General features: G+C 52.2%; 22 protein-coding genes. 6 read left to right on the top strand and 16 right to left on the bottom strand.

The annotated features are described in order from the left end of the window. Window positions 1-9 precede the first annotated feature (9 nt). From BQ7382_RS01260 to BQ7382_RS01235, 6 genes are all read right to left on the bottom strand, one after another. Window positions 10-1,227: a nitrogenase component 1 gene (locus BQ7382_RS01260; protein ID WP_159437186.1), complete on the bottom strand. Its 1,218-nt coding sequence runs from the start codon at window positions 1,225-1,227 to the stop codon at window positions 10-12. Beyond that, complete coding sequence (locus tag BQ7382_RS01255; protein ID WP_159437185.1) at window positions 1,224-2,351, bottom strand: nitrogenase component 1; 1,128 nt, start codon at window positions 2,349-2,351, stop codon at window positions 1,224-1,226. The genes BQ7382_RS01260 and BQ7382_RS01255 overlap by 4 nt, the downstream gene beginning before the upstream one ends. Before the next feature lie 556 nt (window positions 2,352-2,907). After that, window positions 2,908-4,128 (bottom strand): iron-sulfur cluster-binding domain-containing protein, encoded by a 1,221-nt coding sequence (locus tag BQ7382_RS01250; protein WP_077390258.1) that lies wholly within the window; start codon window positions 4,126-4,128, stop codon window positions 2,908-2,910. A 1-nt stretch (window position 4,129) separates the two neighbouring features. Continuing rightward, a complete protein-coding gene (locus BQ7382_RS01245) occupies window positions 4,130-5,668 on the bottom strand; it encodes a phytoene desaturase family protein (protein WP_077390256.1) in 1,539 nt (512 codons plus the stop codon). A 41-nt stretch (window positions 5,669-5,709) separates the two neighbouring features. After that, window positions 5,710-6,900: an iron-sulfur cluster-binding domain-containing protein gene (locus BQ7382_RS01240; RefSeq protein WP_077390253.1), complete on the bottom strand. Its 1,191-nt coding sequence runs from the start codon at window positions 6,898-6,900 to the stop codon at window positions 5,710-5,712. After that, window positions 6,897-8,429 carry a phytoene desaturase family protein gene (locus BQ7382_RS01235; protein WP_077390250.1) on the bottom strand — a complete coding sequence of 511 codons (1,533 nt, stop codon included), beginning with the start codon at window positions 8,427-8,429 and terminating at the stop codon, window positions 6,897-6,899. Before BQ7382_RS01235 ends, BQ7382_RS01240 begins: the two co-directional genes overlap by 4 nt. A 178-nt stretch (window positions 8,430-8,607) precedes the next feature. Between BQ7382_RS01235 and BQ7382_RS01230 the strand changes: the two genes are divergently transcribed. Next, entirely contained in the window at window positions 8,608-9,324 is a 717-nt protein-coding gene (locus tag BQ7382_RS01230) for a FadR/GntR family transcriptional regulator (RefSeq protein ID WP_077390247.1), read from the top strand. 49 nt (window positions 9,325-9,373) lie between these two features. Further along, window positions 9,374-10,630, top strand: a complete 1,257-nt coding sequence (locus BQ7382_RS01225; RefSeq protein WP_077390244.1) for a type IV secretory system conjugative DNA transfer family protein — start codon at window positions 9,374-9,376, stop codon at window positions 10,628-10,630. 24 nt (window positions 10,631-10,654) lie between these two features. Here the strand turns inward: BQ7382_RS01225 and BQ7382_RS01220 are convergent, their stop codons facing one another. The 8 genes from BQ7382_RS01220 to BQ7382_RS01185 all read right to left on the bottom strand — a co-directional run bounded on the left by BQ7382_RS01220 (window position 10,655) and on the right by BQ7382_RS01185 (window position 17,334). Continuing rightward, a complete protein-coding gene (locus BQ7382_RS01220) occupies window positions 10,655-11,320 on the bottom strand; it encodes a hypothetical protein (RefSeq protein ID WP_077390241.1) in 666 nt (221 codons plus the stop codon). Between the two features lies 1 nt (window position 11,321). Then, a complete protein-coding gene (locus tag BQ7382_RS01215; protein WP_077390238.1) occupies window positions 11,322-12,143 on the bottom strand; it encodes a metal ABC transporter permease in 822 nt (273 codons plus the stop codon). Next, window positions 12,140-12,847 carry a metal ABC transporter ATP-binding protein gene (locus tag BQ7382_RS01210; protein WP_077390235.1) on the bottom strand — a complete coding sequence of 236 codons (708 nt, stop codon included), beginning with the start codon at window positions 12,845-12,847 and terminating at the stop codon, window positions 12,140-12,142. The genes BQ7382_RS01215 and BQ7382_RS01210 overlap by 4 nt, the downstream gene beginning before the upstream one ends. Beyond that, window positions 12,847-13,827, bottom strand: coding sequence for a metal ABC transporter substrate-binding protein (locus tag BQ7382_RS01205; RefSeq protein ID WP_077390232.1), 981 nt, complete (start codon window positions 13,825-13,827; stop codon window positions 12,847-12,849). The genes BQ7382_RS01210 and BQ7382_RS01205 overlap by 1 nt, the downstream gene beginning before the upstream one ends. A gap of 151 nt (window positions 13,828-13,978) precedes the next feature. Continuing rightward, entirely contained in the window at window positions 13,979-14,290 is a 312-nt protein-coding gene (locus BQ7382_RS01200; protein WP_077390228.1) for a hypothetical protein, read from the bottom strand. A gap of 365 nt (window positions 14,291-14,655) precedes the next feature. Beyond that, window positions 14,656-15,093, bottom strand: coding sequence for a Fur family transcriptional regulator (locus BQ7382_RS01195; protein ID WP_077390225.1), 438 nt, complete (start codon window positions 15,091-15,093; stop codon window positions 14,656-14,658). Window positions 15,094-15,271: 178 nt separating this feature from the next. Next, entirely contained in the window at window positions 15,272-15,976 is a 705-nt protein-coding gene (locus tag BQ7382_RS01190; RefSeq protein WP_077390222.1) for an RloB family protein, read from the bottom strand. Window positions 15,977-15,978: 2 nt separating this feature from the next. Continuing rightward, entirely contained in the window at window positions 15,979-17,334 is a 1,356-nt protein-coding gene (locus BQ7382_RS01185; RefSeq protein ID WP_077390219.1) for an AAA family ATPase, read from the bottom strand. A gap of 423 nt (window positions 17,335-17,757) precedes the next feature. Between BQ7382_RS01185 and BQ7382_RS01180 the strand changes: the two genes are divergently transcribed. Then, window positions 17,758-18,774, top strand: coding sequence for a hypothetical protein (locus tag BQ7382_RS01180; protein WP_077390216.1), 1,017 nt, complete (start codon window positions 17,758-17,760; stop codon window positions 18,772-18,774). Between the two features lie 70 nt (window positions 18,775-18,844). Further along, complete coding sequence (locus BQ7382_RS01175) at window positions 18,845-19,732, top strand: hypothetical protein (protein WP_144082051.1); 888 nt, start codon at window positions 18,845-18,847, stop codon at window positions 19,730-19,732. A gap of 120 nt (window positions 19,733-19,852) precedes the next feature. Here BQ7382_RS01175 and glf read toward each other — a convergent pair whose 3' ends face one another. Next, on the bottom strand, window positions 19,853-20,989 hold the full coding sequence (gene glf / locus BQ7382_RS01170) for a UDP-galactopyranose mutase (protein ID WP_077390210.1): 1,137 nt from the start codon (window positions 20,987-20,989) through the stop codon (window positions 19,853-19,855). After that, window positions 20,986-21,753: a DUF4422 domain-containing protein gene (locus BQ7382_RS01165; RefSeq protein WP_077390207.1), complete on the bottom strand. Its 768-nt coding sequence runs from the start codon at window positions 21,751-21,753 to the stop codon at window positions 20,986-20,988. The genes glf and BQ7382_RS01165 overlap by 4 nt, the downstream gene beginning before the upstream one ends. Window positions 21,754-22,164: 411 nt before the next feature. Here BQ7382_RS01165 and BQ7382_RS01160 point away from each other — a divergent pair, with 411 nt between their 5' ends. Continuing rightward, window positions 22,165-23,016 (top strand): Nif3-like dinuclear metal center hexameric protein, encoded by an 852-nt coding sequence (locus tag BQ7382_RS01160; RefSeq protein WP_077390204.1) that lies wholly within the window; start codon window positions 22,165-22,167, stop codon window positions 23,014-23,016. Beyond that, a complete protein-coding gene (locus BQ7382_RS01155) occupies window positions 23,016-24,083 on the top strand; it encodes a DmpA family aminopeptidase (RefSeq protein WP_077390201.1) in 1,068 nt (355 codons plus the stop codon). The genes BQ7382_RS01160 and BQ7382_RS01155 overlap by 1 nt, the downstream gene beginning before the upstream one ends. Window position 24,084 lies beyond the last annotated feature (1 nt).

Genomic DNA, 24,084 nt, shown 5'->3' with positions numbered 1-24,084 from the left:
TGCCTCCCTCTACCGATCACGATCACCGTTACATTGACCCGCAGCAATGATCTCACCAATATTTCTTCCGTATAAAACAGGAAGCTCACGCGTCAGGAGCCTGCTGCTCAGCGCCAGCTCCGGACATGAGATGAAGCTCCTCAAGTACCCGCCCATAGGCTGAAGAACCGGATCCCCGAGAACCACATCGTACGGACCCGTTCTCTCCAGAAATGACATATAATCGTCTTCGTCGTTCAACGTTTCATCGCCATCCTCAGCGAACTCCTCACGAAATGCGAAAAATCCTACCACTGCCACATCACGGGCACCAAAATTTCTTCTGAGGTATCTACGAAGATTGTTCATCAGAAACTGTTCACCAACGAGAAGTATCTTCTCATCGGAAAAGGATCGCACCTCACAGGCCTCAGTCTGCGGATCACTGCGCATATCCATATTTTCCCAGGCATGGCCAGTACCAAAGTATCTATAAGGCGTCCCGAAGGAATTCTCAAGCTTTCTTACCGCCTCATAGGCAGATGCGGAAACCGCTATGTTCAGAGACGATCTGTCAATGGCTTTCCAGTCACCCATGCCAGCCTTCCGCACTGTAATATCGTCTCCTTTTTCCCCAAAGGAATAGGCCTCGCCGCCTCCTGCGAATACTACTTCCACCGCACCATCCGCGTTCCGGAGAATGTCACGTCCGTAATCCTCCCTCATTTTTTCCGTCCAGCCGTTTAGAGGTGTATCTCCTATCACATACACGGTCCCATGCCTCTGATCTCCTGACGGCGCAATGCGTTCGGCCCTTTCTATCATTGCCCGGTAGACCTTGCTTTCACCCGCATCGTAAGTTTCTATTCCTGTGGTATCCACAAACAGAGACGGTATCCCGGTTTTTTCTTCCACCTTCGATGCGATCGCCCTGTAGTCTGTAGCTATTATCATCGGTATAGGCGATCCCAGCAGCAGGAGCCAGTCCGGAGCCGTCGAATCGGTAGCGTCGGCTATCATCTCTACCAGTTTTTCGTCATTCCCGGTGATCGTCTCTATTTCAGAGATCTTGGAAAAAAGGGTCCGCCAGTCGTCAGTTTCCGACTCGTAGTCGTCGCACGTGCAGACTCCTCCGCTGCATCCGCCCTGGCCGTGAAGTATCCTGAGGCACCTCATATGCGATACCGCCATCATTGCGCCGCTGTAGTCTGCAGCAAAGCCGGGGAGTTTATGAAAAAGATTTCTCATTCTGCGTGTGCCTCCGCCATATCCATGAACCACCGGATACTCGCGTAATCGCAGCCGATCGGATGGTCGTCCAGATCTATGTAATTCTCTTTTTTTCTGAGAAACAGTTTCTCTGACATTCCCCATGCAAGATCCACATCAGGCGGATCTATTATCAGATCTCTCGAACAGGGGTCAGACAGCGCCACGACTTTGGAGCCAGGAGAGTTTTCAGCCAGCCAGCCGAGTTCATCATGTTTTCCTCTGAGCTTTCCATCGGAGTAAATGTACTGAACGTCGACTCCCAGCTTTACCGCATCTCTTGCCAGAGAGAAAGCATCTTCATTGGTGGAATACGCCTCGCCTATCGCGGCGTGCAGCGGGTGGAGCCTTCTTCTTTTCCTGAATTCAGAGGCCTTCTGACAGATCTCTTCATACTCGGTTCTGTCATCTATCTCTGTGCCAAGAGCCTTTCCTATCTCCTCGTAAACAGCGTGCACTCCATCTGGATCAAGGGTCGGACGGGCGATCACATACGGTATCCCAAACTTTTTCTCTGCCAGTCTCGCCGCTTTGATAGCGAGCTTACTACCCACGACATTCAGCCGTGCGCACCCCATCTCCTTGAATTCCTCAATGGTGCTGCACTCGCTCAGGCAATTAACTTTCTCAACACCCGCTTTCATCAGCAGGCGCCTCATATCACTTTCCTTGTCAGGTGGAAAAAGTCTCCCTAACAGATTGACCGAGTTCTGATCACCGGACTTCCCTCGCCACTGCAAAACAACATCCTCCCAGCATCTTACCTGCGGGTGTTCTTTTCTCCCTATCACGGGATCCATCCATGTGACAAAAATATCCGCAGGGATCCTGTCTTTCAGATCGTGTACGATAAGCTGATAGTCTGTGGCAAGCAGGCGATCTATACAGGAGCCAATGACATTGATCTGCCTCGGCTTTTCTTTTCTTGTCTCGTAGATCTCCAGAAGGGCTTTTTCGATCAGGTCGGTCTGCTTTCCCATGACGATCTCAGCCTCTGTGAAGGCGAGAGCATACATACCGCCAGACCTCTGCCATGTGTGAGTAGTAACGTGCCTGGCACAGCCGAGGGGAGCGCAGAATACAGTAACAGATTCCGGTATCATCAGGCATATATCGATGATACCTCCACAGCCTTTGGAGTTTGCAGGTACCCCCAGTTTGCGGGGCACGAGTCTGTCATTTTCGAGAGAAGTTTCATATACTTTTTGGATGGAATATGTTGATTCTGAATTTAAATTCATTTGATATCAATTGATATTTGCAATACAAAACCGATCAGCAGTAGCTATTTCACATATGAATATATTCTATACCCTGTATATGCACTGGTTAATTCGGATTATTCTATACAACAGCTTATTAATATTCATACAATTTATTAAATTTGCATTCTGTATACCGCTGCAATATTAAGCCTGTTTTGTATGGTGATTTTTTTCGCACTCAAAAGGGAGCCAGCGCGAAGAACAGTAACTGTTCACCGAAGCTGTACTCCCTGGCCATACACTAACAATTCCCATTGGATCCACCTTTTCAGGATCCAACGGGAATCGTGTCTATCTCCTGATCAAATCTGACAAGCCCTGTGAATTTTTCGCTCACTTACCGACGCTCGCAGCCCGCAGTTCGATTTAAGACATGCGTTCTGCCTGATATCTACTAATCAACTGGATATACACAAATCTCCATATCGCTGAGCGGGAATGTACAACATGGATGTATCCAGTTGAATTTGACATCCGCCGCCCTTCGTCCATCAACGTCCTTCGGGCAATAGTATTCACCTGAGATCAGCTTTGAACGGCACCATCCGCACTTACCACTCCGGCAGTGTGAAGGCGCATTTATGCCAGCTCTTTCCATCGCTACCAGCAATGTCGTGCCAGCCGCACAGGAGATCATCTGCTTTTTGCCGCGTATATCAACTGTAACGTTAAATTCTTTATCCGCGAAGTCTTCAGGGTGATCTCCGTATTTCTCTATATCTGTGACATCGCCGGAAAGTTCCTGGCGGACTCGGCGGCGAGGCAGTTCAAGATTCGCAACTTCGTCGTTTTCATACCGATACATAGCTTTCGGTCCGCACTCAAAAATCGAATAGTCGCCTTCAGGAGCATATTTTCGAATGAGAGCGGCGGTCAGCAGACCGTGCTCGAAGCCCGGCTTTTCCTCATCTGAAAGGACATAAATAACTCGAACCTTTCCATCACTTCGTGAAACCATTTCGTCTAACTCATTCTTGAAAAGAATATCTTCCTCTTTTCGGCTTCCGTAGAGTATCGTTATGTTAAAATCCTCAATGCCATCTGCAATCGCAGATGCCATGGAAAAGAACGGCGTGATACCACTTCCACCGGCAAGTGCAACGACGGTCGGCGCATCCCTAAGATCCTGATAATAAAACTCCCCGAGCGGTCCACTGATATCGACGCGATCTCCTTCTTTCCAGTTATCCAGAATATATGAAGAAGCATAGCCAGAATCACTGTGCTTTACTGTCAGCGTATAACTGGAATTTTCCCTGTTCAGCGCATCTGACGGACTGGAACAGATCGAATACGGCTTGTTGAGCGTCGCATTTCCGATTTGAAGCGACACGCTGACATACTGGCCAGCGCGGAAAAAAGCCATTTTCGAGGTGCCTTTCTCCGGATCAGCAGTCAAGACAAAACGCTTGGCAAAGCCAAAGTCTGTAACTTCTGTGATCTTCGTATGCTGAACCAGAGGATGCAGAGACGCAGCGAGCCTGTTGGCATTGAAAACCGATACCGGCATGTCTTCCGGGGCCTCGCTGATTTTTTGATTTCGAAGTTTCACCTGATTGAGAAAAGGCTTTACCGACAGTCCCTTCAAAACACTTTTGTCATAATTGTACTTCATATCAGCAGCCCTCCTTCATATCAAGAAGCATGTACCGAGCCTGCTCTGCGCCAGACATATACGCCTGGCTGTATCCATCCATCTGAGTACCGTGTCCACCGACAAAACGGAGTCCCTTAACCGTATAGTCTTCTTTGTGCCCAGACTGTACACGCGGAAACATTCCATCCCAGTCCGCCGGCATATAACCATATACATCACCCTGCGGCGTTCCCAGATAACGTGCCCAGGTTGGAGGAGCAGCTACCACGATTTCCTCGATATGACCCCTGATGTCAAGTCCACTGACTTTTTCGTAGTCGATGATCGTCTCTTTTGCGATTTTATCCTTGAGCTTGAAATAATTTTCTTCTGTAACATCCTTGAAGGTATCTGCAGTATAAAATTTACTGAACTGTAGCATGCAGCTGCCTGGCCGGGACGCATCTGGTATGGCATTGTTTAGCACCGTCACACAGTAGTCTTTGTGAGTATCCAGAGAAGCGGCATTGTTGAATTGTTTCAGTGTATCACCCGTAGTGCGAACGAAAGTGTCATATCCCTGTAATCCTATTTCTTCTGCCGATGCATCCAGTCCCAGATAAATAGTAAAGGCAGATTGAGCCAGCCTGCGCGCATTCATTGCACGCCGATCTCGTTCAGGAACTTCTTTCGAGTTCACCATGCGATCAAACACAACTGTCGGCATGAGGTTTGAGATCACCCTCTCGCAAGCAATATACGTCTTGTCCTTCAGCTCTACGCCATGGACCTGTCCATTACTGATATCGATTTTCGTCACTTCCGTGTTGTACCAGATATCGCCGCCAAGGTCCCGGATCCGCTGGTCAAAAGCCAGAGTGATCTCGTGGCTTCTGTTCCTTGCGATCCATGGCCTCCTGACCAGATATGAATAGGTCATGAAAGTATATACAGCAAAGCTCATCTTCGTGGAATCCACACTCACGTAGTCCCAGTAAGATTCGAAGATCTCACGTGCCTTGTCTGGTACCCCTATGCGTCGAAGCATTTCATCAGTAGTTACAGGAACCACCTTCATCAGGTCGCCCCATTCCAGGAGCATCCTGACCTTGTCCATACCGCCAGGTTCGTTATGGCGTTCTGCCAGCCAGCCCACACCGTCACTAAGCATTCTTCCAAGTTCCATCACGTTGGTCATAGAAGGACGGCTTCCAGGAACCTCTTTTTCCATCTCAGCCAGAAAAGCTTCCACTCCATTCGGCATCTGAACATTGAAGCCATTCTCCGGATCGGTGTTGATGGAGTTGAAACATTCGTTCACAGGTACCCATTCAACATCCAGCCCATAAGTATCAAGCAATTTCCGAGTCGCTCCCGGATCCTCAGCAGTTCCCATCTGGCAAAGTTCGTGGAGCGTGGCCTCGAATTCAAAATCCCCGCGTCGGAAACTGGTAGCGCATCCGCCTGGAGCATTGTTCTTCTCCAGCACCAGGACTTTCTTGCCGGCTTTGGCTAGATAAGCGGCCGCCGAAAGGCCACCGTTACCGGCCCCGACAACAATAACATCATATTGTGCCATCTTCGACCTCCTTGCTCGTTTCCTTCATCCTATCGTTGAACTTACTTCGCGTACGGCACTATTATCTCCAGGTCCGACAGCGGGAATGTCACACACGGGTGTATCCCGCCAAATTTGAGGTCCGCCAGTCGGCGGCCGTCTACGGCTTTAGGAACGTACACTTCACCGGAAACCAGCTGTGATCTGCAGAGCCCGCACTCTCCGCTGCGGCAGCTGGCGGGAACGGATATGCCATTTTTCTCCAGGGTCTGCATTACGGAATCATTTACAGAACCAGTCACTGTCTTTCTCGTATCCCTTATGGAGACGGTGATCTTGACCTCAGGCATGTCCGTGCCAGGGTAGTCTTCCATCCCAGCGGGTCCGTGTATCTCTCCAAAGAGCTCGTGGCGCACGAACTTTTGCTGGAGACCAAGCTTTTCGATCTCCTTGTCGACGAACCTGTACATCTGCTGAGGGCCGCAGACGAACACGGAATATTCGCTCGAAGGAGCGTATTTTCTGATCAGGTCGGCGGTGATGAATCCGTGTTCATAACCTGCCTTTTCCTCGTCAGAAAGGACGTGGACCACCTTGATCTTGTCTGAGGCCTTTTCCAGCTCATCAAATTTATCCTTGTACAAGATGTGGTCTTCAGAGCGGCTGCCGTACAGCAGGATCATCTGAAAGTCCTCGTATCCGTCGACTATGGCCTGGGCGAGAGACAGGAAAGGTGTGATGCCGCTTCCTCCTGCCAGACATACGACCGTCCGGGCATCTCGGAGAGGTGAATAGAAGAACGAACCTTCAGGACCTGAAAGTTCCACCTCGTCCCCCTCTTTCCAGTTGTCCAGAACATATTTGGACACCAGGCCGTCATCGACGTATTTTATCGTCAGCTCGTAGAAGCCTTCCTCTGCTTCCTTCGGCGAGGAGGAAATCGAGTAAGGCCTGCTGACCGTCATCCCGTTGATAGTGATGTATACATCCAGATACTGGCCGGCTAAGAAAGGTGCACATTGATCGGTCCCCCGGGCCGGATCAGGCACGAACCGGAAGCACTTTGTGCCCGGCTCGAGTTCCGTGACCTTGCCGATCTTCATGTACTGGCGGACCGGATGGAGCCTGCGGGCAAAGTCGTTTACAGGAAAACTCTTCCGTGCCTGCGAAGATGCGCTGTCGATGCGGTCACGCCTCTCCTGGAGCTGTTCTCTGAAAGCTCCGTCGCTCATAACACTCTTACTCTCAGTCATCTCACCAGACCTCCTTTCTCCCTCGCCCTGGCAAGGATAGCTTTTCCGGCATCTATGCCCGACAGATAAGCGCTGCTGTAACCGTCGCCTCTCTTGCTGGCGGCACCCACGAAATACAGATCCTTTATGAACTGCTCGCTCTTTTCCTCGACCTGCCGCTGGATGAACGAGTCCGTCTTCGTCACCTGATAGCCGTACGGTGTCCCTTCCGGGGTGTTGAGGTACCTGGCAAAGGTCGGCGGCCCGGCGATGACTATCTCCTCGATGTACGGCAGGATGCTGATGCCCATCGCCTTCTCACAGTCGCGGATCATCTTCATTGCGGTGTCGTTTTTGAGTTTCCTGTATTCCTCCGGATCGGTCACGTCGTCCCAGCCGCCGTAATAAAGAGTGGTGAAGAAGAGCTGGCACGTTCCCTCAGGCGTGCAGTCCGGTATGAGCTTGTTCAGGCAGTTCATGATCACATATCCGGAATAATCGTGAGTTCCTGTGGCGGCCTGCTGGAGCTGCGCCGAGTCGGTGGTCGGCATGATGAAGTTGGAATACGTATCGATGCCGAGTTCTTCCATGGACTTGTTCATCCCCAGGTAGACTGTAAGGAAAGAAAGTCCGATCTCACGGCTGTTCGCCAGCTTCACGCCTCTCTCCGGGACCTCTTCACCGTCGATCATGGAGCCGTACACCAGATCAGGGTACGAGCTGCTCACCACGCTGCCCGCATGGTACTCCCTGTCTCCGATCTTCACGCCGCAGGCCTTTCCATCTTTCACGAGTATCTCGGTGATCTCGGTGTTGTACCAGATCTCGCCGCCGTTGTCTCTGATCACCTTTTCCAGAGCCAGCGAGATCTCGTGTGAACGGTACCGCGGCATCCCGGCGCCGTAGATAACATATCCGGCGAGCATCCTGGAGTATATGGCAAAGTCCAGAACATCGGCGTTTGCTCCAAGATACGGCCAGTAGGTGGTGATTATCCGCTGAGCCTTTTTCGGCATCCCGAGACCGTCCAGGACTTCGGTGATCGAATGTCCGGCGTACTTGAAAAAGTCGGGGAACTTCTCCTCTACAGTCTCCATTGTCGCCCCCGGCTCGTCCATGGCAGCGAGGGCCTGAGTGCACATCCCCGCCAGCTTGAACACCTGCACCATGCTCGGAGCACTTCCCGGGACCTCTTTTTCGAGAGCGCCCAAGAACTTCTCTATCCCGCACGGCATCGTCACATCTATGCCTTCCGGCGGACAGATCAGTCGGAAGGTCTCGTCCATTCCGGTCGCCCAGTCCACGTCTGCCCCCAGCATCTGGAACAGCTTGTAGATACCGCCGGGATTTTCCGCCGTGCCCACATTGCACAGCTCGTGCAGTGACGTCTCGAACTCGAACCGGCCTCTTCTGAAGCTGGTGGCACTTCCTCCAGGGATGTTGTGCTTCTCCACAAGAAGAGTTCTGAGCCCGTTCTTTGCGGTCAGCGCGGCCGACGCCAGACCGCCGTTTCCGGCACCTATAACGATAACATCATAGTCTGCTGACATTCCTTGCCTCCTTTCAACGTAATAGATCGGGTCAATGAGATCCTGTCTGTTTCTGTGATTGAATCACAGGTTTATTTGCCTAAAATATAACAGAGCCCCTATGCTCTGTCAATTGACATCACAGAAATAGAACAAGTATAATCAATTTCAGAATACTGATTATTCAGAGAGGTAGACAATGCGCATAGACGAGGTCAGAACACCCACGCTGACGGAACTTTTCACCGGTCAGCTCCGGGAAAAAATACTGTCTGGAGAATTGAAGGCCGGCGACCGGCTCCCGCCGGAGAGGGATATGGCAAAGAGCGCTGGTGTCAGCCAGAGCATCGTACACCAAAGCGTGATCCACCTGCGGAACGTGGGGTTACTTGAAGTAAGGCCCAGAAAGGGCACCTTCGTAGCTGATTATCTCCGCACTGGTACAGCATCCACTATAAAAGAACTGTTCGAGCATTCCAGCATACCCATGTCTCAGGAAACCGTGGAGCCGATCATGTCGTTCAGGCGAGGCATCGAAGTGCCGGCAGTAAAGCTTTCCTGCCTCAACAGGACAGAGCAGGACCTCGACCGCATGGAGGAGATACTCCGTGGAATGGGGCCGGAGCAGTCCGCCACCGAATGCGGACAGGCGTTCTTTTCTTTTTTCCACGAAGCAGCGCTCGCCAGCGGTAACCCCTACTACCCTCTCATCATCAACACGTTCGGGGACATCTACCGGATGTTTTCCTCTTACTCTGTTCGAAACGGCCAGAGCTCCGCGGACCGGATGCGCCTGGACCTGGATGAGATCCTTCAGGCGATCAGGGACAGAGATGTTGAACTGGCTGACAAGCTGGTGAACCGGGAGATAGACAGGTGGATATCCTCATTTGAAAAGAGCTATAACGCCAAATAGATCTGAGTGATCCATTTGATGAAGGCAAAACACGAGAAAGGCACTGGTCATGGAAGAACATTTTTTCCTCGGAGAAGGGTACGAGATCTCCACTGATCCCGGCAAAACGCAGCTCAACAACAACATTATGGTGGTGGGCCCCAGCGGTGCGGGCAAGACCATGAGCTACGCAGAGATGTGCCTGCTCAAAACCTTAAATACGTCTCTGATCGTGACGCTGACCAAGCGCCGGCTGGTAAAGAAATACAAGGCCTTCTTCCGGAAAAAGGGCTACTCCGTATACGACCTGAACCTGGTGACCCCGGAAGAAAGCGATGTATCATACGACCCCATGATGTACCTGCACACGCAGGCCGACATCACACACCTGGCAAGGTCCATAGTAATGGCGGACCCCCGGAAATCCACGGCCGCCAGCGTGGATCCTTTCTGGGATGCCGCCTCGATCTCGCTCCTCTCGGCCCTCATCGCTTACGAGTGCCACGTCAGAACACGCCCCTCTTTTTCAGATGTGCTGGAACTGTTTGGCCGCCTCAGGATCACCAACAGAGGAGACTCCATCGAAACATCTCTGGACACCATATTCGACAGGCTTTCTGAAGAGGATCCCGAGAGTTTCGCCTGGCAGTGCTGGAAAACGTTCCGCTACGCTCCCATGCGCACGGCGAGCAGCATCTATTCATCGCTCAGCGTGACCATGGACACGATCTTTACGCCCCAGCTGCAGCAGGCCATGAGAGGCCGCCCGCCTCTGGATCTCCTGAGCCTTTCCCGGGAAAAGTCAGTTCTCTTCGTCACCACGTCTGCGGTGAACCCGTCACTCGACGCCTTTGCGGGGATATTGTACTCCCATGCGATAAAAGAGCTTTTCGAGCACGCGGAATCCAGGCCCGACGGCACGCTGGATATCCCGGTACACCTCCTGTGCGACGACTTCGCCACCGGTGCCAGGATACCGGATTTTCCTTATTACATTTCCATCTTTCGAGAAAAAGGGATCTCTGTCTCCATCCTCCTGCAGTCGGAATCCCAGTTGCAGTACATGTACGGGCAGGCGGCCGCGCAGACCATCGTCAACAACTGTGACAGGTACATCTACATGGGCGGGAGCGACCTGGCCACGTGCCAGAGCATGGCTCAGAGACTTGGAAAGCCTCTGTCAGACGTGCTGTATATGCCGCTCGGCACAGAGTACATTCTGGAACGCGGCAGAAAGCCGGTGTTCACAACCAGGTGGCAGATAACAGAGGATGCTGACTGGAAGGCGCTGGAGCGGAGCCTGGCAGGATCACAGGAGACCCGCTGATCCACAGTGACGATCCCGCTCTCCTCAGTTGCTTATCGGGTTCACCCCCGCTTTTTCCAGCCGCGTCACCCTGATGGCCTCTATATAGTACATGGGCTGAGAGCTGCCGTCGCTCAGCTCTACGGAGCCCTCCCGGAGGATCCCGGTGACGCGGATCCAGGACTTTTCCGACTGGAGCTGCGAGAGATCCTGGTCGGACTTGAACTCGAAATCCACGTAGCCTCCCGTGCAGTACGGGCAGGACGGACCGTTCCTGCCCACGAGGGTGTACTTGCCGAATTTCAGGTAGATGCCCTCGATCTGCACGGTCTTGTTTTTGTAGTCGCCGAAGTTTTCGAACCAGTCGTTGATCTGGGTCATGTAGTGGCTGTCGCTGACGGTGATGTCGATCTTTTTCCAGTAAAAGCCGTCTCTGTCTTTCGCGATGTCGTACGGGTAAACGTCCTTTACGATGGTGACGCGCTCACGGCTGGCGGGAGTGCTTGCGTTGTTCGTGCCGCGGCCGGAGCTCCCGGAACTTCCGGAACTCCCGGAGCCGCTTGAGCTGCCGGAATTTTTCCCCTGGTCGGCGGACGCTGACTTCGACACGGCCGCAGGCTGACGGCCCGCCTTTGCTATCTTTTTCCAGGGCATCGCGCAGAACAGTAGCACCAGGCAGAGGACGAGGATGTACGCTTTCGTGTTTTTCATATCACCCCCGCCTTTCTCTGAGCTTCTCCACGCCCCGGAAGATTCCAAAAACGAGGATATCGACCACTACTATGCAGGCACCTGTAGGCACCGACCGCAGGTACGAAAAGCACAGCCCCGCCAGGAAGCAGCCCGTGGCGAGAACGGCCGACAGCACTATGGTGGTCCTGAACCGCCTCGTCACACGCATGGCGGTGAGCGACGGGAACACTATCAGGCTGGAGATCAGCAGGGTCCCCATCATCCGCATGCCGAGCACCACGGTGACCGCGGTGAGAATGGCGATGATCACGTTGTATCTCCGAGAATCAGTGCCGGTGGCAGCGGCGAAAGTCTCGTCGAAGGTGACGGCGAAGATCCGCTCGTAGAACACGATGAACAGAACCAGCACCACAACGCTGAGGATCACGGACAGATACAGGTCGCTCCTGCTCATGGCCAGGATGCTCCCGAACATGTAGTTGCACACGTCTGTGTTCATCCCGGTGGTCAGCGAGATCACCATGACCCCGACCGCCAGGGCGCCGCTGCACAAGAGGGCGGTGGCCGCGTCGCCCTTGATCTTAGCGCTGTCTTTCATCTGCAGCAGGAAAAATGCCGCGGCGATGCAGGCCGGGATCGAGATGTACAGCGGGGAAAAGCCGAACGGGTACGCGATGGCCAGGGCGGCGAAGCCCACATGTGAAAGGCCGTCGCCGATCATGGAGTAGCGCTTCAGCACGAGGCTGCCCCCAAGCAGGGAGGCGCACAGCGACACTAGCACACCAACGATGAAGGCCCGGACCATGAATGGATAGGACATCATTTCCATAATGATACTCATAAGCAGGCTCCTTTCAGGAAGGCAGCCCCCACCGGGTCTTCCATGTATTCCTCTGCAGAGCCGAAAAAACGCACCTCTCCCGCGATGTGGAGTATGCGGTCCACTTCACGGACCGCCCCGTGGACGTCATGGGAGACCATGACAACGGTGATCTCCTGTTTTTTGTGGATCTCCCGGATCACCCCGTAGAGGCCACGGGCGATCACGGGATCCAGGCCGGTCACGGGCTCATCGAGGATGAGGAGCTTCCTTGTGGCGCAGAGGGCCCTGGCCAGCAGCACCCTCTGCTGCTGGCCTCCGGAAAGCTCCCGGTAGCACCTGTCCCTCAGGTCGGCGATCTCAAGCAATTCCATCCTGTGGTCGGCCAGCTCCCTCAGAGCTCTGGTGTAAAAAGGCCTTTTCCCCAGGCGGTTCAGGCACCCGGAGAGCACCACCTCCCGGACGCTGGCCGGAAAATCCCTCTGGATCTCGGTCTGCTGAGGAAGGTAGCCGATCTCGTCGGGCTTCAGTCCGCGGCTGTATGTAAGGCGCCCGGACACAGGGGCCTTCAGGCCGAGGAGACCTTTTACGAGCGTGCTCTTCCCCGCGCCGTTCTCGCCGACTATCGCGAGGTAGTCCCCCTTTTCCACTTCAAAGGATATGTTTCTCAGAACGGTCCTGCCCTCGTAGGCAAAGGCCGCGTTTTCGCATGTGAGAAGGCCCATCAGTTCAGCGCCTCCTTCAGCACCTCGACGTTGTGCTCCATGAGGCTCACGTAGGTGGCGCCGTTCCTGAAATCCTCGTCGCTCACGTTGTGGACGGCGTTCAGGAGACGGGACTTCGCGCCGGTGGCCTCCGCGATCAACTTCGACATCTCCTCGTTTGAGAGCTCGATGTGGAACACCACCGGGATCTTGTCCTCCTTCACCTTGTCCGTGAGGAATGCCACGGTCTTCGCCGATGGCTGCGTGTCGGTGGAGCACCCAGGAAAAGCCGCGTAGTACTTCAGGCCGTACTCCTCGCAGAAGTAGCGGAACGGGAACCTGTCGGCGACGATGATCTCCTTGCGCTTGCCGTTTTTCACGACTTCCCTGAACTCCCCATCCAGCTTGTTTATCTTTTCCACATAGGCATCGGCGTTCTTCTCGTAGGTCTGCTTATTCTTCCCGTCAAGCTTTTCCATGGTCTTCGCCATGTTCTTTACTATCGTTGCGGCGTTTTTCGGAGAGGCCCACACGTGCTCGTCCATCTCCGGCTCGTCCTCTTCCTCACCGCTCTCTGCTGGCTCCTCTTCGTCCTCCGGCTCCATGCCCTCCACGGTGACCTCCTCGACGGTCTTCACCTGGTCCATGAGCCTGAAAACAGTGACTTTCGACTTGTCCACCGAATCCAGCACGTCCTCGACCCACTCGTCGGAATCACCGCCGACGTAGACGAACATGTCGCAGTCCTGGATCTTCTTGATGTCCTCAGGCGACGGCTCGTAGGTGTGGCTCTCCGCCCCCGGCTTCAGCAGCATGGTGACGTCGGCCTTGTCCCCGGCGATCTGCCTGGCAAAATCGTACTCCGGAAAGTTGGTGCAAACGATGGAAAGCTTTTCATTGGTGGCTTTTTTATCCGCGTCGCCTCCCGTAAGCGCGCAGCCCGAAAGAACCACGGCCATAGCGAGCGCCGCCGCGAGTATCGTCACGATCTTTTTCTTCATTATTAAATTCTCCCTTCCTGTTCAGTCGATGCGCGACCACAGCGGTTGATCTGTGTGGTCATTCCCGTTCGACAAGCGAGCGGCCGCTGTTGCGGTAATTCCCGCTCAGATAGTGCGTGGCCGCTGTTGCGGTTTTCAGAAAAAAGGGAGTTCAGTCGTCCATGCGGACGCGTTGGGTGATGAGTGTGGATAATACGAAGAGTGGCGAACAGATGATGAGGGCCTCGAGGACCGGCTGAAAAAAGATGTTCGGCGCCCCGATGTTCTCCGGGGTGCCGGAACCGAAAAGCTTTGCGGCATTTTCACACCGCTCGATGGCGGCGCAGATCGGACAGCCCGGGCCGATGCAGTCGTGGTCGGCTTCCTGGGCAATATAAAAGACAGACAGGAACATGGAAAGGACGATGACCGCCGCGCAGATCAGCGCGAGCCATTTGCTTTTCCTTGTGATCTCTGTCTGCATGTTCCCTCCCTGGGATTTCTTGTAAAGGGCGACCGCCGGCGGCCAGTGCCAGGCGGCGTGACCCGGAGCGGCACAAATTACTCGCCTTGCAGGTCTCCGGCCCCATCTGGCCGCTGACTGTCTTATGCAAGGCCGTGACGCGACGCTGACTCTGTCGATGACCTGCGGATCCTGACGACTTCGGGACCACTGGCCAATCGCTCAAGCGGGCCGCTGGCCGTCTGATGCAGACGCGGTGACGCAACGCTGACTCTGTCGATGAACTGCGGATCCTGACGACTTCGGGACCACTGGCCAATCACTTAAGCGGGCCGCTGGCCTTTCCCCTTTCCGGCAAAACGCCGACTCTGTGGTTTCGGCCCCCTCTACCTGGCCTCGGGTCGAGCCTGCTGGCACTTCTGGCAAAGCCCGTAAAAAACCGTCCTCTTAGGATCCATCATAAAATGGTGTTCCTTGAGCAGGTGCTCTCCAATGCCGGAAAGCTCATGGCACTGTATGTGGATCAGTGCCCCGCAGCCTATGCACTTGCAGTGGAACTCCTCAGGAGTGCTGTTCTGCTGGTCCGGGTCCAAATACTCATAGCAGGCGGGGCTGCCGACTCCCGTCACATACCGCGCCACGAGCCCATTCTCCACCAGCTTGTCCAGCTGGCGGTAGATGGTGGCCGTGCTGATTGGCCGCTCGCCATTCCTGGCGTTCCTGCGGATCTCCTCAACAGTCACATGCCTGCCGGCATTTTCCCTGAGATACTCCTGTACAACGTTCCCCTGCTTCGTCTTGTATATCGCTTTCTTGTGTTCCATGTGCTGCTCCAGACTTAAGATGTCAAATTGAAAACTGTTCTCATATTGTAAATGACGTGTGGAGAAAAGTAAATATGAAAACGGTTCTCAAAATCGGGAAGCAAAAGAAAAGCGAGATGGCCATGACCAGCAACGATCAAGGGACCATCTCGCCTGATGATGTTAATGAGAAAACCACCTAAATATCAGGTTTCTCGTTTATTATTTCCTCAATTATTTTCCCAATATTGCTACTTACCTTTCCCTTCAGTTCATGAATATTCTGATTAACCTTTTTCTCCTGCTCTATAGCGATTTGCACATTGTCTGCAAGCTCGCCGATCTTTGAATTCTTTTTTGCGTTCATTTCAGTCAGATCACGCAGCACATTATATGCATGGCTGTATCTGCCCTTTTCATCTGCGCGCAGATATTCATCCTCTTGACCCCTGATATATTTTTCATAACTACCATTGATGTGTAAAATAAGGAAGAGTTCAAAGCCGGGATTCGTTACTGCAGCGATATCATTTCGTTCCTCGATCGACGCAATGAGCTCATCATAACCGCATACTTTTTCTTCAAAAATGTCACCATCAAATACGATGACCATCTTATCCCGATCGCAGTCAAAATCGTTAGCCCCATCCTGTTTCTGCTTCTCCGCAAAGTCCATTAGATTTTTCGCAAAAGAAAGATTCCTGTCCTCATCCGTTTTTTCCCACAAACGAATATCGATCAGTGGATGGATCCCCAACTGTTTTCTCAGATCGATCAAGCGCTTAAAGTAAAACGTTTCTGTATTCGCGCCCTCGCAAATAAAAAAGTATTTTCGAAAAGGCTCTATCTGATCTTCCCAATCAGATCGGCGACTGTTCCAGTTAGTATATGTGTGCACCGGCATAGCTACTCTCCCTTCTGGAAGGAAAACTGGCTGAAGACAGGGATTGCTCCATATCTCCCCTCAAGATACGCCTTGCTCAATTTTTTATCATACCTTTCCTTAAACCTGTCAAGAGAATAGATCTTGCTGGCATTGTCTGCATCTCTTTCAACGAACCAGATCTCATCTCTACGAAAAAGTCTCTGATCCATGATCGTGTCTTCGTGAGTAGTAAACACCAGCTGCATTCTGACTCCTTCATGCGCTTCCATAAACATTTCCAGAAAATGTTCAGTGAGCTTTGGATGCAAGCTCCGTTCAAGCTCATCCACCACAAAGACCGTATCAGGACGATCCGTAAGCAACATGTCGACAAGATCGAACAGCCGCTTTGTTCCATCCGACTCGTCCACGAAGCTGAAGTCAAAAGCGGATCTGCCATGCTTCAAAACAAGTGTCGTTATCTCCGGTTCCAAATTACCTTCAATTCGTACGTTGAAAAATCCATCTGCAACTCTCCATGTAGTTTGAATTCTCGGTAAATTTGTCATTTTCAACTGGTTCGTTAAATGAGTAAAAATATCATGTACTATCTCAGCAGGTATCATTTTACTCATCTCATCGATCGTGACGCGCCTTGTCTTAACTTCTGTTATTCCTGTGTCAAATGTCCTTATCAGGTCGCTGATATTTTCAAGCGATTCATCATTGTAATATGCATCAGTATTGGAAATTCCAACATTCGGATCAATAACAATGATGTTTCCCATTATCCAGAAAAAGGCCTCGCGGAAGAAGTTAAACCCGGAGTGCTCGTCATATTTTTTTCCGCGGTTCATCTCGGTTAGAAAGAGCTGCGTTTCCTGATCCGCAAAATCTTCAGAATAAACATTAAATCTGCTCAGCTCTGCATCGGACAGTTTTATATGCTTCCCCAAAGTGGGCTTTTTATTTCTCTCCCGAATAAATAACTGGTGCGATCCGCCATCCTGCGTCAGTTCATACAACCATTCCTCTGTAATCACTCTTTGACTGAGGATCGCAGAAAACCCATAGGCATAAAACGTATCTCCAACTGTGAACTGAAGCTCGAACACACTCTCTCGCGTCTTATTTGCTTCCTTATTTCTGCAAAAATCATCTGTAGAGCCAACCGGCAGTCCATTCTCCAGTGTCGCCTTAATAAATGCAAAGGCTTGGACCAGATTAGATTTGCCCGAAGCATTTGCGCCATAGATGACAGCATTCTTCAGGAGTTGCGTCTGCTTGATCTTCATACGGTGGCTCTTATGTCCCTGTATCTTACTCGAGGAGATCATGGAAAGCTCTTCTCTTTTGTCAAAAGACTTGAAATTTTCCACAGATATTTTGATCAGCATCGATGCTCACCTTCTTTCCAAATAGTGACATTACTATATTACAGCTCAAGCCTGACTGCAATCTTTTTTTGCTATTTAGAGATTTATTCTCTAAATAGCAAAGTTCGAGAAGGCCACTACGGTCAGATCAACGCCAAATTCCCCGGCTCCATTAAAGTCTGATATATCAACGGTTCTGACCATTTTCTACATTTTCATGAGCCAGTTTTGCGACGATTCTTACACTTTTATGAGGATGTTTTTGATTGTTCATTACACTTTCATGAGGGAGTTTTCGGCAGGTTTGCACACTTTCATGAGGCAAGCATCTGCTCAGCCCCGACACAGCATTTTATTTATGCCATTGTTATTTACAGTCACCCGTATTCGTTGCAAAATAATAACCAAAGAACCGAAAGCCTCACCGAACACTGGAGGACCATCATGGACAAAGACAAGTTCCTTAAGCCCGCAAACGCGGCAGGCACCCCTAAGAAGAAGATAGTGAAGTTCGATCTCGACATCGACATGGACGCGCTCAAGGAAAGGGCCATGCAGGCCGGGGACACCATCTACTCCATGGCTGCAGACGTGAAGGATGTCGCCATGGACACCAAGGAGGATATCACCGAAAAGTTCAATGCGCTGGACAACATGCTCAAGCAGTCCGTCACGGATTACAACGACGCGTACACCCAGATGAACGACAAAGGCATACAGCTCTACGTGGAAAGATGCAGGGCCGGCGACATCATCGACAACGTTGAAGATCTCGTCAACAGCATCGCCAACCACCCAAGATCCTTCGACACAGATTTCCAGGAAGTGGAAGTTTGCAGGAAGATTTTCTCAGACAGCTGCGACTTCGCTGAGCGTCAGCTGCAGGATGCAAGAAAAGCAGCCGGCGAGGCGGGCGCAGGTCTGGCGGCCGGTGCGGCAGTAGCTTTTATGGGGCCCACTGCAGCCATGTGGATTGCCACCACCTTCGGCACCGCTTCTACTGGAACAGCCATCTCCACCCTTTCCGGAGCAGCCGCCACAAATGCGGCCCTGGCCTGGCTCGGAGGCGGCGCACTTGCTGCCGGCGGCGGAGGCACAGCAGCCGGAACAGCTCTGCTGGCCCTGGCCGGTCCTATCGGCTGGACCATCGCAGGAGCAACTCTGCTTTCCTCTATAGTCATCCTCTCCACAAAGAAGACAAAGCTGAACAAGCAGAAAAACGAAGAGATTGCAGAGATAAAATCCAACACAGAAAAGGTCAGGGAAATGGACGCTCAGATCACCGCTCTGCTCCAGGAGACCTCGAACATCTCTTCCCAGCTGAGAAGCTCCTACACCCGCTGCCTGGATTCATTTGGAAAAGATTACGGTTCCCTGTCCCCGCAGCAGAAAGCCCAGCTGGGGTCGATCGTGAACAGCGCCCGAGCTCTGTCGGCCATGCTGGACAAAACCATAGACTAACTTATCTATCAACTTAATCAACTGATCAGGCAGCTATCGAATGACGCCGAGGCACAAAGCGAGGCACAAAATGGAAAATGTTTCTACCAAAGACCTTGTCAACGGTCTCACCCTCGAATTCCTGGAAAACACGCCTGCCGGCTCCATGCTGCAGAGCGCCATTTCCACGTACAGCAAAGTACAGGCTCTTCTCCTCCGCGTCTCATCTGCGGAGGACGAGGAGTCTCTTGTGGCGCTGAAGATCGGGACAGTACTGACCGAGGCTTTTCTGGAAAAGTTCCTTCAGGGCAAAGCCCCTCAGTATCTCACCAGGGCGGACCTGGCGGAGATCGCGGACAGGGTGACCGACATCGCGGTGCTCATGGATGGCCGGGACTATTCGGTCTTTGTTTTTGAGCAGTACGCGCGCTACATAGATTTTTCTGCAAAGCTCCTTGCTGCCCGATCCGATGCTCGCTCTGCCGACCAGGTCGGATCCATTCTGGCGGTATCCAAGAAACTCCGAAGTAATTCTCAGAAACTTCAAAATGGCGAGATCACAGAGCATGAGTATGTCGAAGACTGCCTCTGGCTGTCGCTGGAGGCGATCCTGAAATGCTTTTCCGCCTATCTATCCTGCACGACGGGCATGCCGGAATTCGGCATGCTGGCCCAGTCGATCTCGATGCTCGCCTTCGAATACGGCCGACTCATGGCCTGCAAAAAAGAGCAGGCCGTCCTGGATGCCAGCCTGAAAAGCCAGCAGCAGCTGGACGAGAATCTATCCGAGGAATTCGAAGCTTTCAAGAACAGGCTCGAGGCCGAAGAAGCTCAGTTCAACGAACTTATCGCAAACGCTTTCGCCCCGGATTTCCGCGATTCGCTGAGAAGTTCAGCGGCCCTGGCGAGCGCCGCAGGGGTAAAAGAAGAAGACGTTCTGCGGACAGCAAACGACATAGACAGGTTTTTTATGGAGTGAGGCGCTTGGCGTTTTGCCAAGCCATTGCACAGTTTTATAGCTATATTAATAGAAAGCCGAACACATCCGACTACTTTAGGCGTAGTCCGCAGAAATTTGCAGTTACTTATATTCTAATGTTCAGCACCCTGTAGCAATACATCTCGCCGATTTATTCAAAGCCTCTTCGATGGCCTCATCCATGTCGTAATACCTGTATTCTCCCAGCCTGCCTCCGAATATCACTCCCGGCTCACTGTCGGCCAGCTTCTTGTACTCGTTATACAGGTCACCGTTCTTACTGTCGTTTACAGGGTAATAAGGTTCGTCCCCCGGTCTCCACTCAGAAGAATACTCGCGGCTTATCACCGTCTTCGGGAGGTCGTTCCCATCCTCGTCTTTTCCGAATTCGAACCATTTATGTTCGATGATCCTGGTCCAAGGGGTCTCTCTGTCGGTGTAATTCACCGCAACATTGCCCTGGAAATTAGGGATGTCCAGCACTTCAGTCTCGAACCTCACGGAGCGGTACTGGAGATATCCCAGCCTGTAGCCGAAATACGCATCTATCGGCCCAGTGTACACCACCGTGTCCGCGATGGCGTCGTATTCTTTTTTATTCTCGAGATAATCCGTACCGAGCTTCACTTCGATGCCTTCCAGCATATTCGCCACCATCCGGGTGTATCCCCCGACGGGGATGCCCTGATACAGAGCATTGAAGTAGTTGTTGTCGAACGTAAATCTCACCGGCAGCCTCTTGATAATGAAAGCCGGCAGCTCGGTGCAGGGACGTCCCCACTGCTTCTCCGTGTATCCCTTTATCAGCTTCTCGTAGATGTCAGTTCCGACGAGGCTGATGGCCTGCTCTTCCAGGTTCTTCGGAACCTCGATCCCCGCAGCCTGTTTCTGCTCACGGATCTTGTCCTCCGCCTCCTGCGGCGTCACGACGCCCCACATTTTATTGAATGTGTACATGTTGAAGGGAAGTGAATAGAGCTCCCCGCGGTAGTTGGCTACGGGAGAATTTGTGAACCGGTTGAAGGTGGCGAATCTGTTCACGAAGTCCCACACGGTCTTATTGTTGGTGTGGAAAATGTGTGCGCCGTACTTGTGCACATTGATCCCCTCGACCTTCTCGGTATACACGTTGCCCCCGATGTTCGGTCTCCTGTCTACGACCAGGACCTTTTTTCCAGCCTCCTTCATCTCGCGGGCAAACGTCGCTCCGTAGAGACCCGCTCCTACTACCAGGCAGTCATACTTCTTGGCGTTCATCGTTCATTCCTTCCCGCCTTGAGCTTTCTCATCACAAAAGCGCTCCCCTTCTTGAGCCAGTTCTGATTTTCCATGAAAACACACGGAAGTTCCCTGTATTTTATGTCGTTGGTCTCTATCCACACGTCCAGCAGTCTCTCGCTCACGAAGCCGAAGACCCTGGCGTCGTTCTTGCTGTACTGGCTGATGTCCAGCCTTTTCTCCAGCTCGAAGAGTATGTCGAACAGCCACTTGCAATAGGCATCCTCCAGCTCCCGCTTCATGATGAACATGTTGAACCGGTGGCCCGTGGTCCGCTTCATGGAGTCATCATACGCCTTCAGGTATCCAGGATACATCTCGGAAATGATCTCCCTCGTTGTGTCCAGGTCCTCGGCATGATGGGCGTGGACGTACTGGCTGTAATTCGTTTCGATGAAGTAATTCCTAGGCTTCGGCAGCACCACGTCGGTATCTGCGAGGATCGCCTCGAGCTGCTTCCCGGTGAGGACGCAGCCCCTTTTATCATTTTTGTTTTTCTTTATGGAAAAGTGTCTGCGGTAGTGAGCGAGGCCGAGGTAATCCGCGTCCAGGTTCTTCCAGGCCCAGTAGAGTCCCGTGAGTTCGCAGAAATTCGGATTCTTCTCGCTGATGTTGTCTCCTGTGTTGTCCCTCACGAAGCCCTCCGGCATGTCTGGAGCCGGTCCTACGAACACCGGTAGATAGATCTCATCGTCCGGCATCCAGTATTTCTTGTGAGACACGACTATTATCTTTGCATTCATTGGAAGATCACTTCGCTCTTTTTCTATTTCTCCTCAGCAGTGGCCTACATATCGAAGGGATTGCCACTAACACTTCAAGGTATCACAAGTTTATACTCATATCCATCTGTCATCTGCGGTTGACACACAAAAAACACATGGCTTTAAAATCAACTGGTCAGAATTTGATCCCTGAATGATGGGTGTTTCATGGATCTTTTTTACGATGGGTTGAAACCAATGAAGCCACAAATTTCCAGCGAAATGCAGAGCAGTTTAAATTACTGATCTTACCTGACAGAACAGCTTGCACCTCTCGTTTGACAGCCCTCTTCCCCGGTGCTATATTTTCCTTAAAATTTAACGCTTTATTGTGGTATATCGAATGCCTTACCGTCCGGCATCCCGATGTCCTATTTCTGGAGGTGTGCAATGACAGACACAAGATTTCTTCCCTCGCAGTTCGTTTACGATCGACTTGAGGAACAGTTCAAGCCAGACAGAGTGACGGACATTTTTCCAAAAAAGGGGCTGCAGTTCGACTTCAACACGAAGATCCACAAGGTCTACACTGCGACGTTCGCAAATCCGAGCGTTATCAAGGAGATCCTGAAACGCGGAGAGACGGACATCATGCTTTTCACTCATCATCCAAGGCCTCCAATGCCAAGCCTTCAGGCAAATTATGCAGAGATACCTGAAGACCTGATCGAGCAGATGAAGGAAAGGCGCATAAGCCTCTGTTCCTATCATATCCCGATGGATGCGGGATACTTTTACTCGCCTGCCTACACGCTGGGAGAAGCGCTGGGAGGTAATATCTACGATTTCTGGTATCCGCAGAACGGAGGCCTGATTGGTGTCCTCTGCTCCAGCGGGTTCGATACGATAACGGAACTCCGTGATAGATTCATCAAAGTACTTGGCCACAAAGTATCCTGCACTCAATATGGCGATGAGAAACTGATCGATGGAAAATTCGCCGTGATGCCGGGCTGCTCGAAGAGTCTTGAGGCATACAAATATCTCAGGGAAAACGGCGTAAACGTTCTCGTGACAGGTGTCACCGCGCCGGTCGTGGATTGGTCCAAAAAAGTCCACGAGGCGGCGAAAGCAAACGGCATCACTCTCCTTGCAGGCACACATTGCTCGACCGAACAGTTTGCCCCGCGCAAGATGTGCGGATATTTTCAGAATCTCGGACTAGACTCAGAGTTCATCCCAGAGGATCCGAATTTCGACGAGCTCGATGCCGAGAACATCTATGAGGATGGTGCGAAGTAATGGGCATTCCTTCAGATGGGTGGCTGAAGCTCCCTTTGCGATACAGACGCGGTGCCCGAGATCTCATTACCGACGTTCCCGGCGTTCTGGTCGGGCACCGAACGTTAAATGATCCGTCCCGCGATATCCACACAGGAGTGACCGCGATCGTACCTGCAGATGGTGATGTTTTTCGGGAAAAAGTATCGGCTGGTGTGGCGGTCATCAACGGCTTCGGGAAAAGTGCCGGGCTTTTGCAGGTCGAAGAACTCGGTACGATCGAGACGCCGATCCTGCTGACAAACACATTTGGAGTCGGTACGGGGATCAACGCCCTGACAAAATATATGCTAGAACGGCATCCCGAGATCGGCGTTTCTGTAGGTACGGTGAACTGCGTTGTCACAGAATGCAACGACGGCAGACTCAACGACATCCGTGGGATGCATCTGACCGAGGACGACTTTATTCAAGCTCTGGATTCGGCAGATATCACATTCGATGAAGGGGCCGTCGGTGGCGGCCGCGGAATGGTCTGCATGGGACTGAAGGGCGGCATCGGTTCGGCTTCACGCATTGTTCATGTCGGCCAGCAGGAATTCACGATCGGGACTCTCGTGATGACAAACTTCGGCTCGGCAGGGAGGCTTCTCATCAACGGAGAAAGAACAAGTGACGGAAAGCCTTTTTACGAAATAATTAAGGACCTGAGATCCAGCTCGCCGTACGAAAAGGATTCAGGCTCCTGCATACTGATCGTCGGAACCGATCTTCCTTTGGACAGCCGGCAGCTCACAAGAGTTGCAAAACGCGCGGCCGCAGCTCTCGGCAAGACCGGATCGTTCATAGGGACCGGGAGCGGAGACATTGCGATCGCTTTTTCAAACGGAAACAGGATCCCTTACGATGAAAAAGGACTGTTCTCCATGCGGACTGCCGGCGAAAGTGCCATGGACGAGATTTTCGAAGCCACAGTCGAGTGCCTGGAAGAGGCAATAATCAGTTCGCTATATCACGGTGAAAGCATGACCGGAATCCGTGGAAACAGAGTCAAGAGCCTTGCGGAGCTTGCCGCAGAGGGGAGATAAA

This window comes from Mobilibacterium timonense, from assembly GCF_900155555.1.
Taxonomy (GTDB): domain Bacteria; phylum Bacillota; class Clostridia; order Peptostreptococcales; family Anaerovoracaceae; genus Allobaileyella; species Allobaileyella timonense.
The sequence above is the reverse complement of the archived record's forward strand: the minus strand, read 5'-3'. Positions and strand labels throughout refer to the sequence as shown.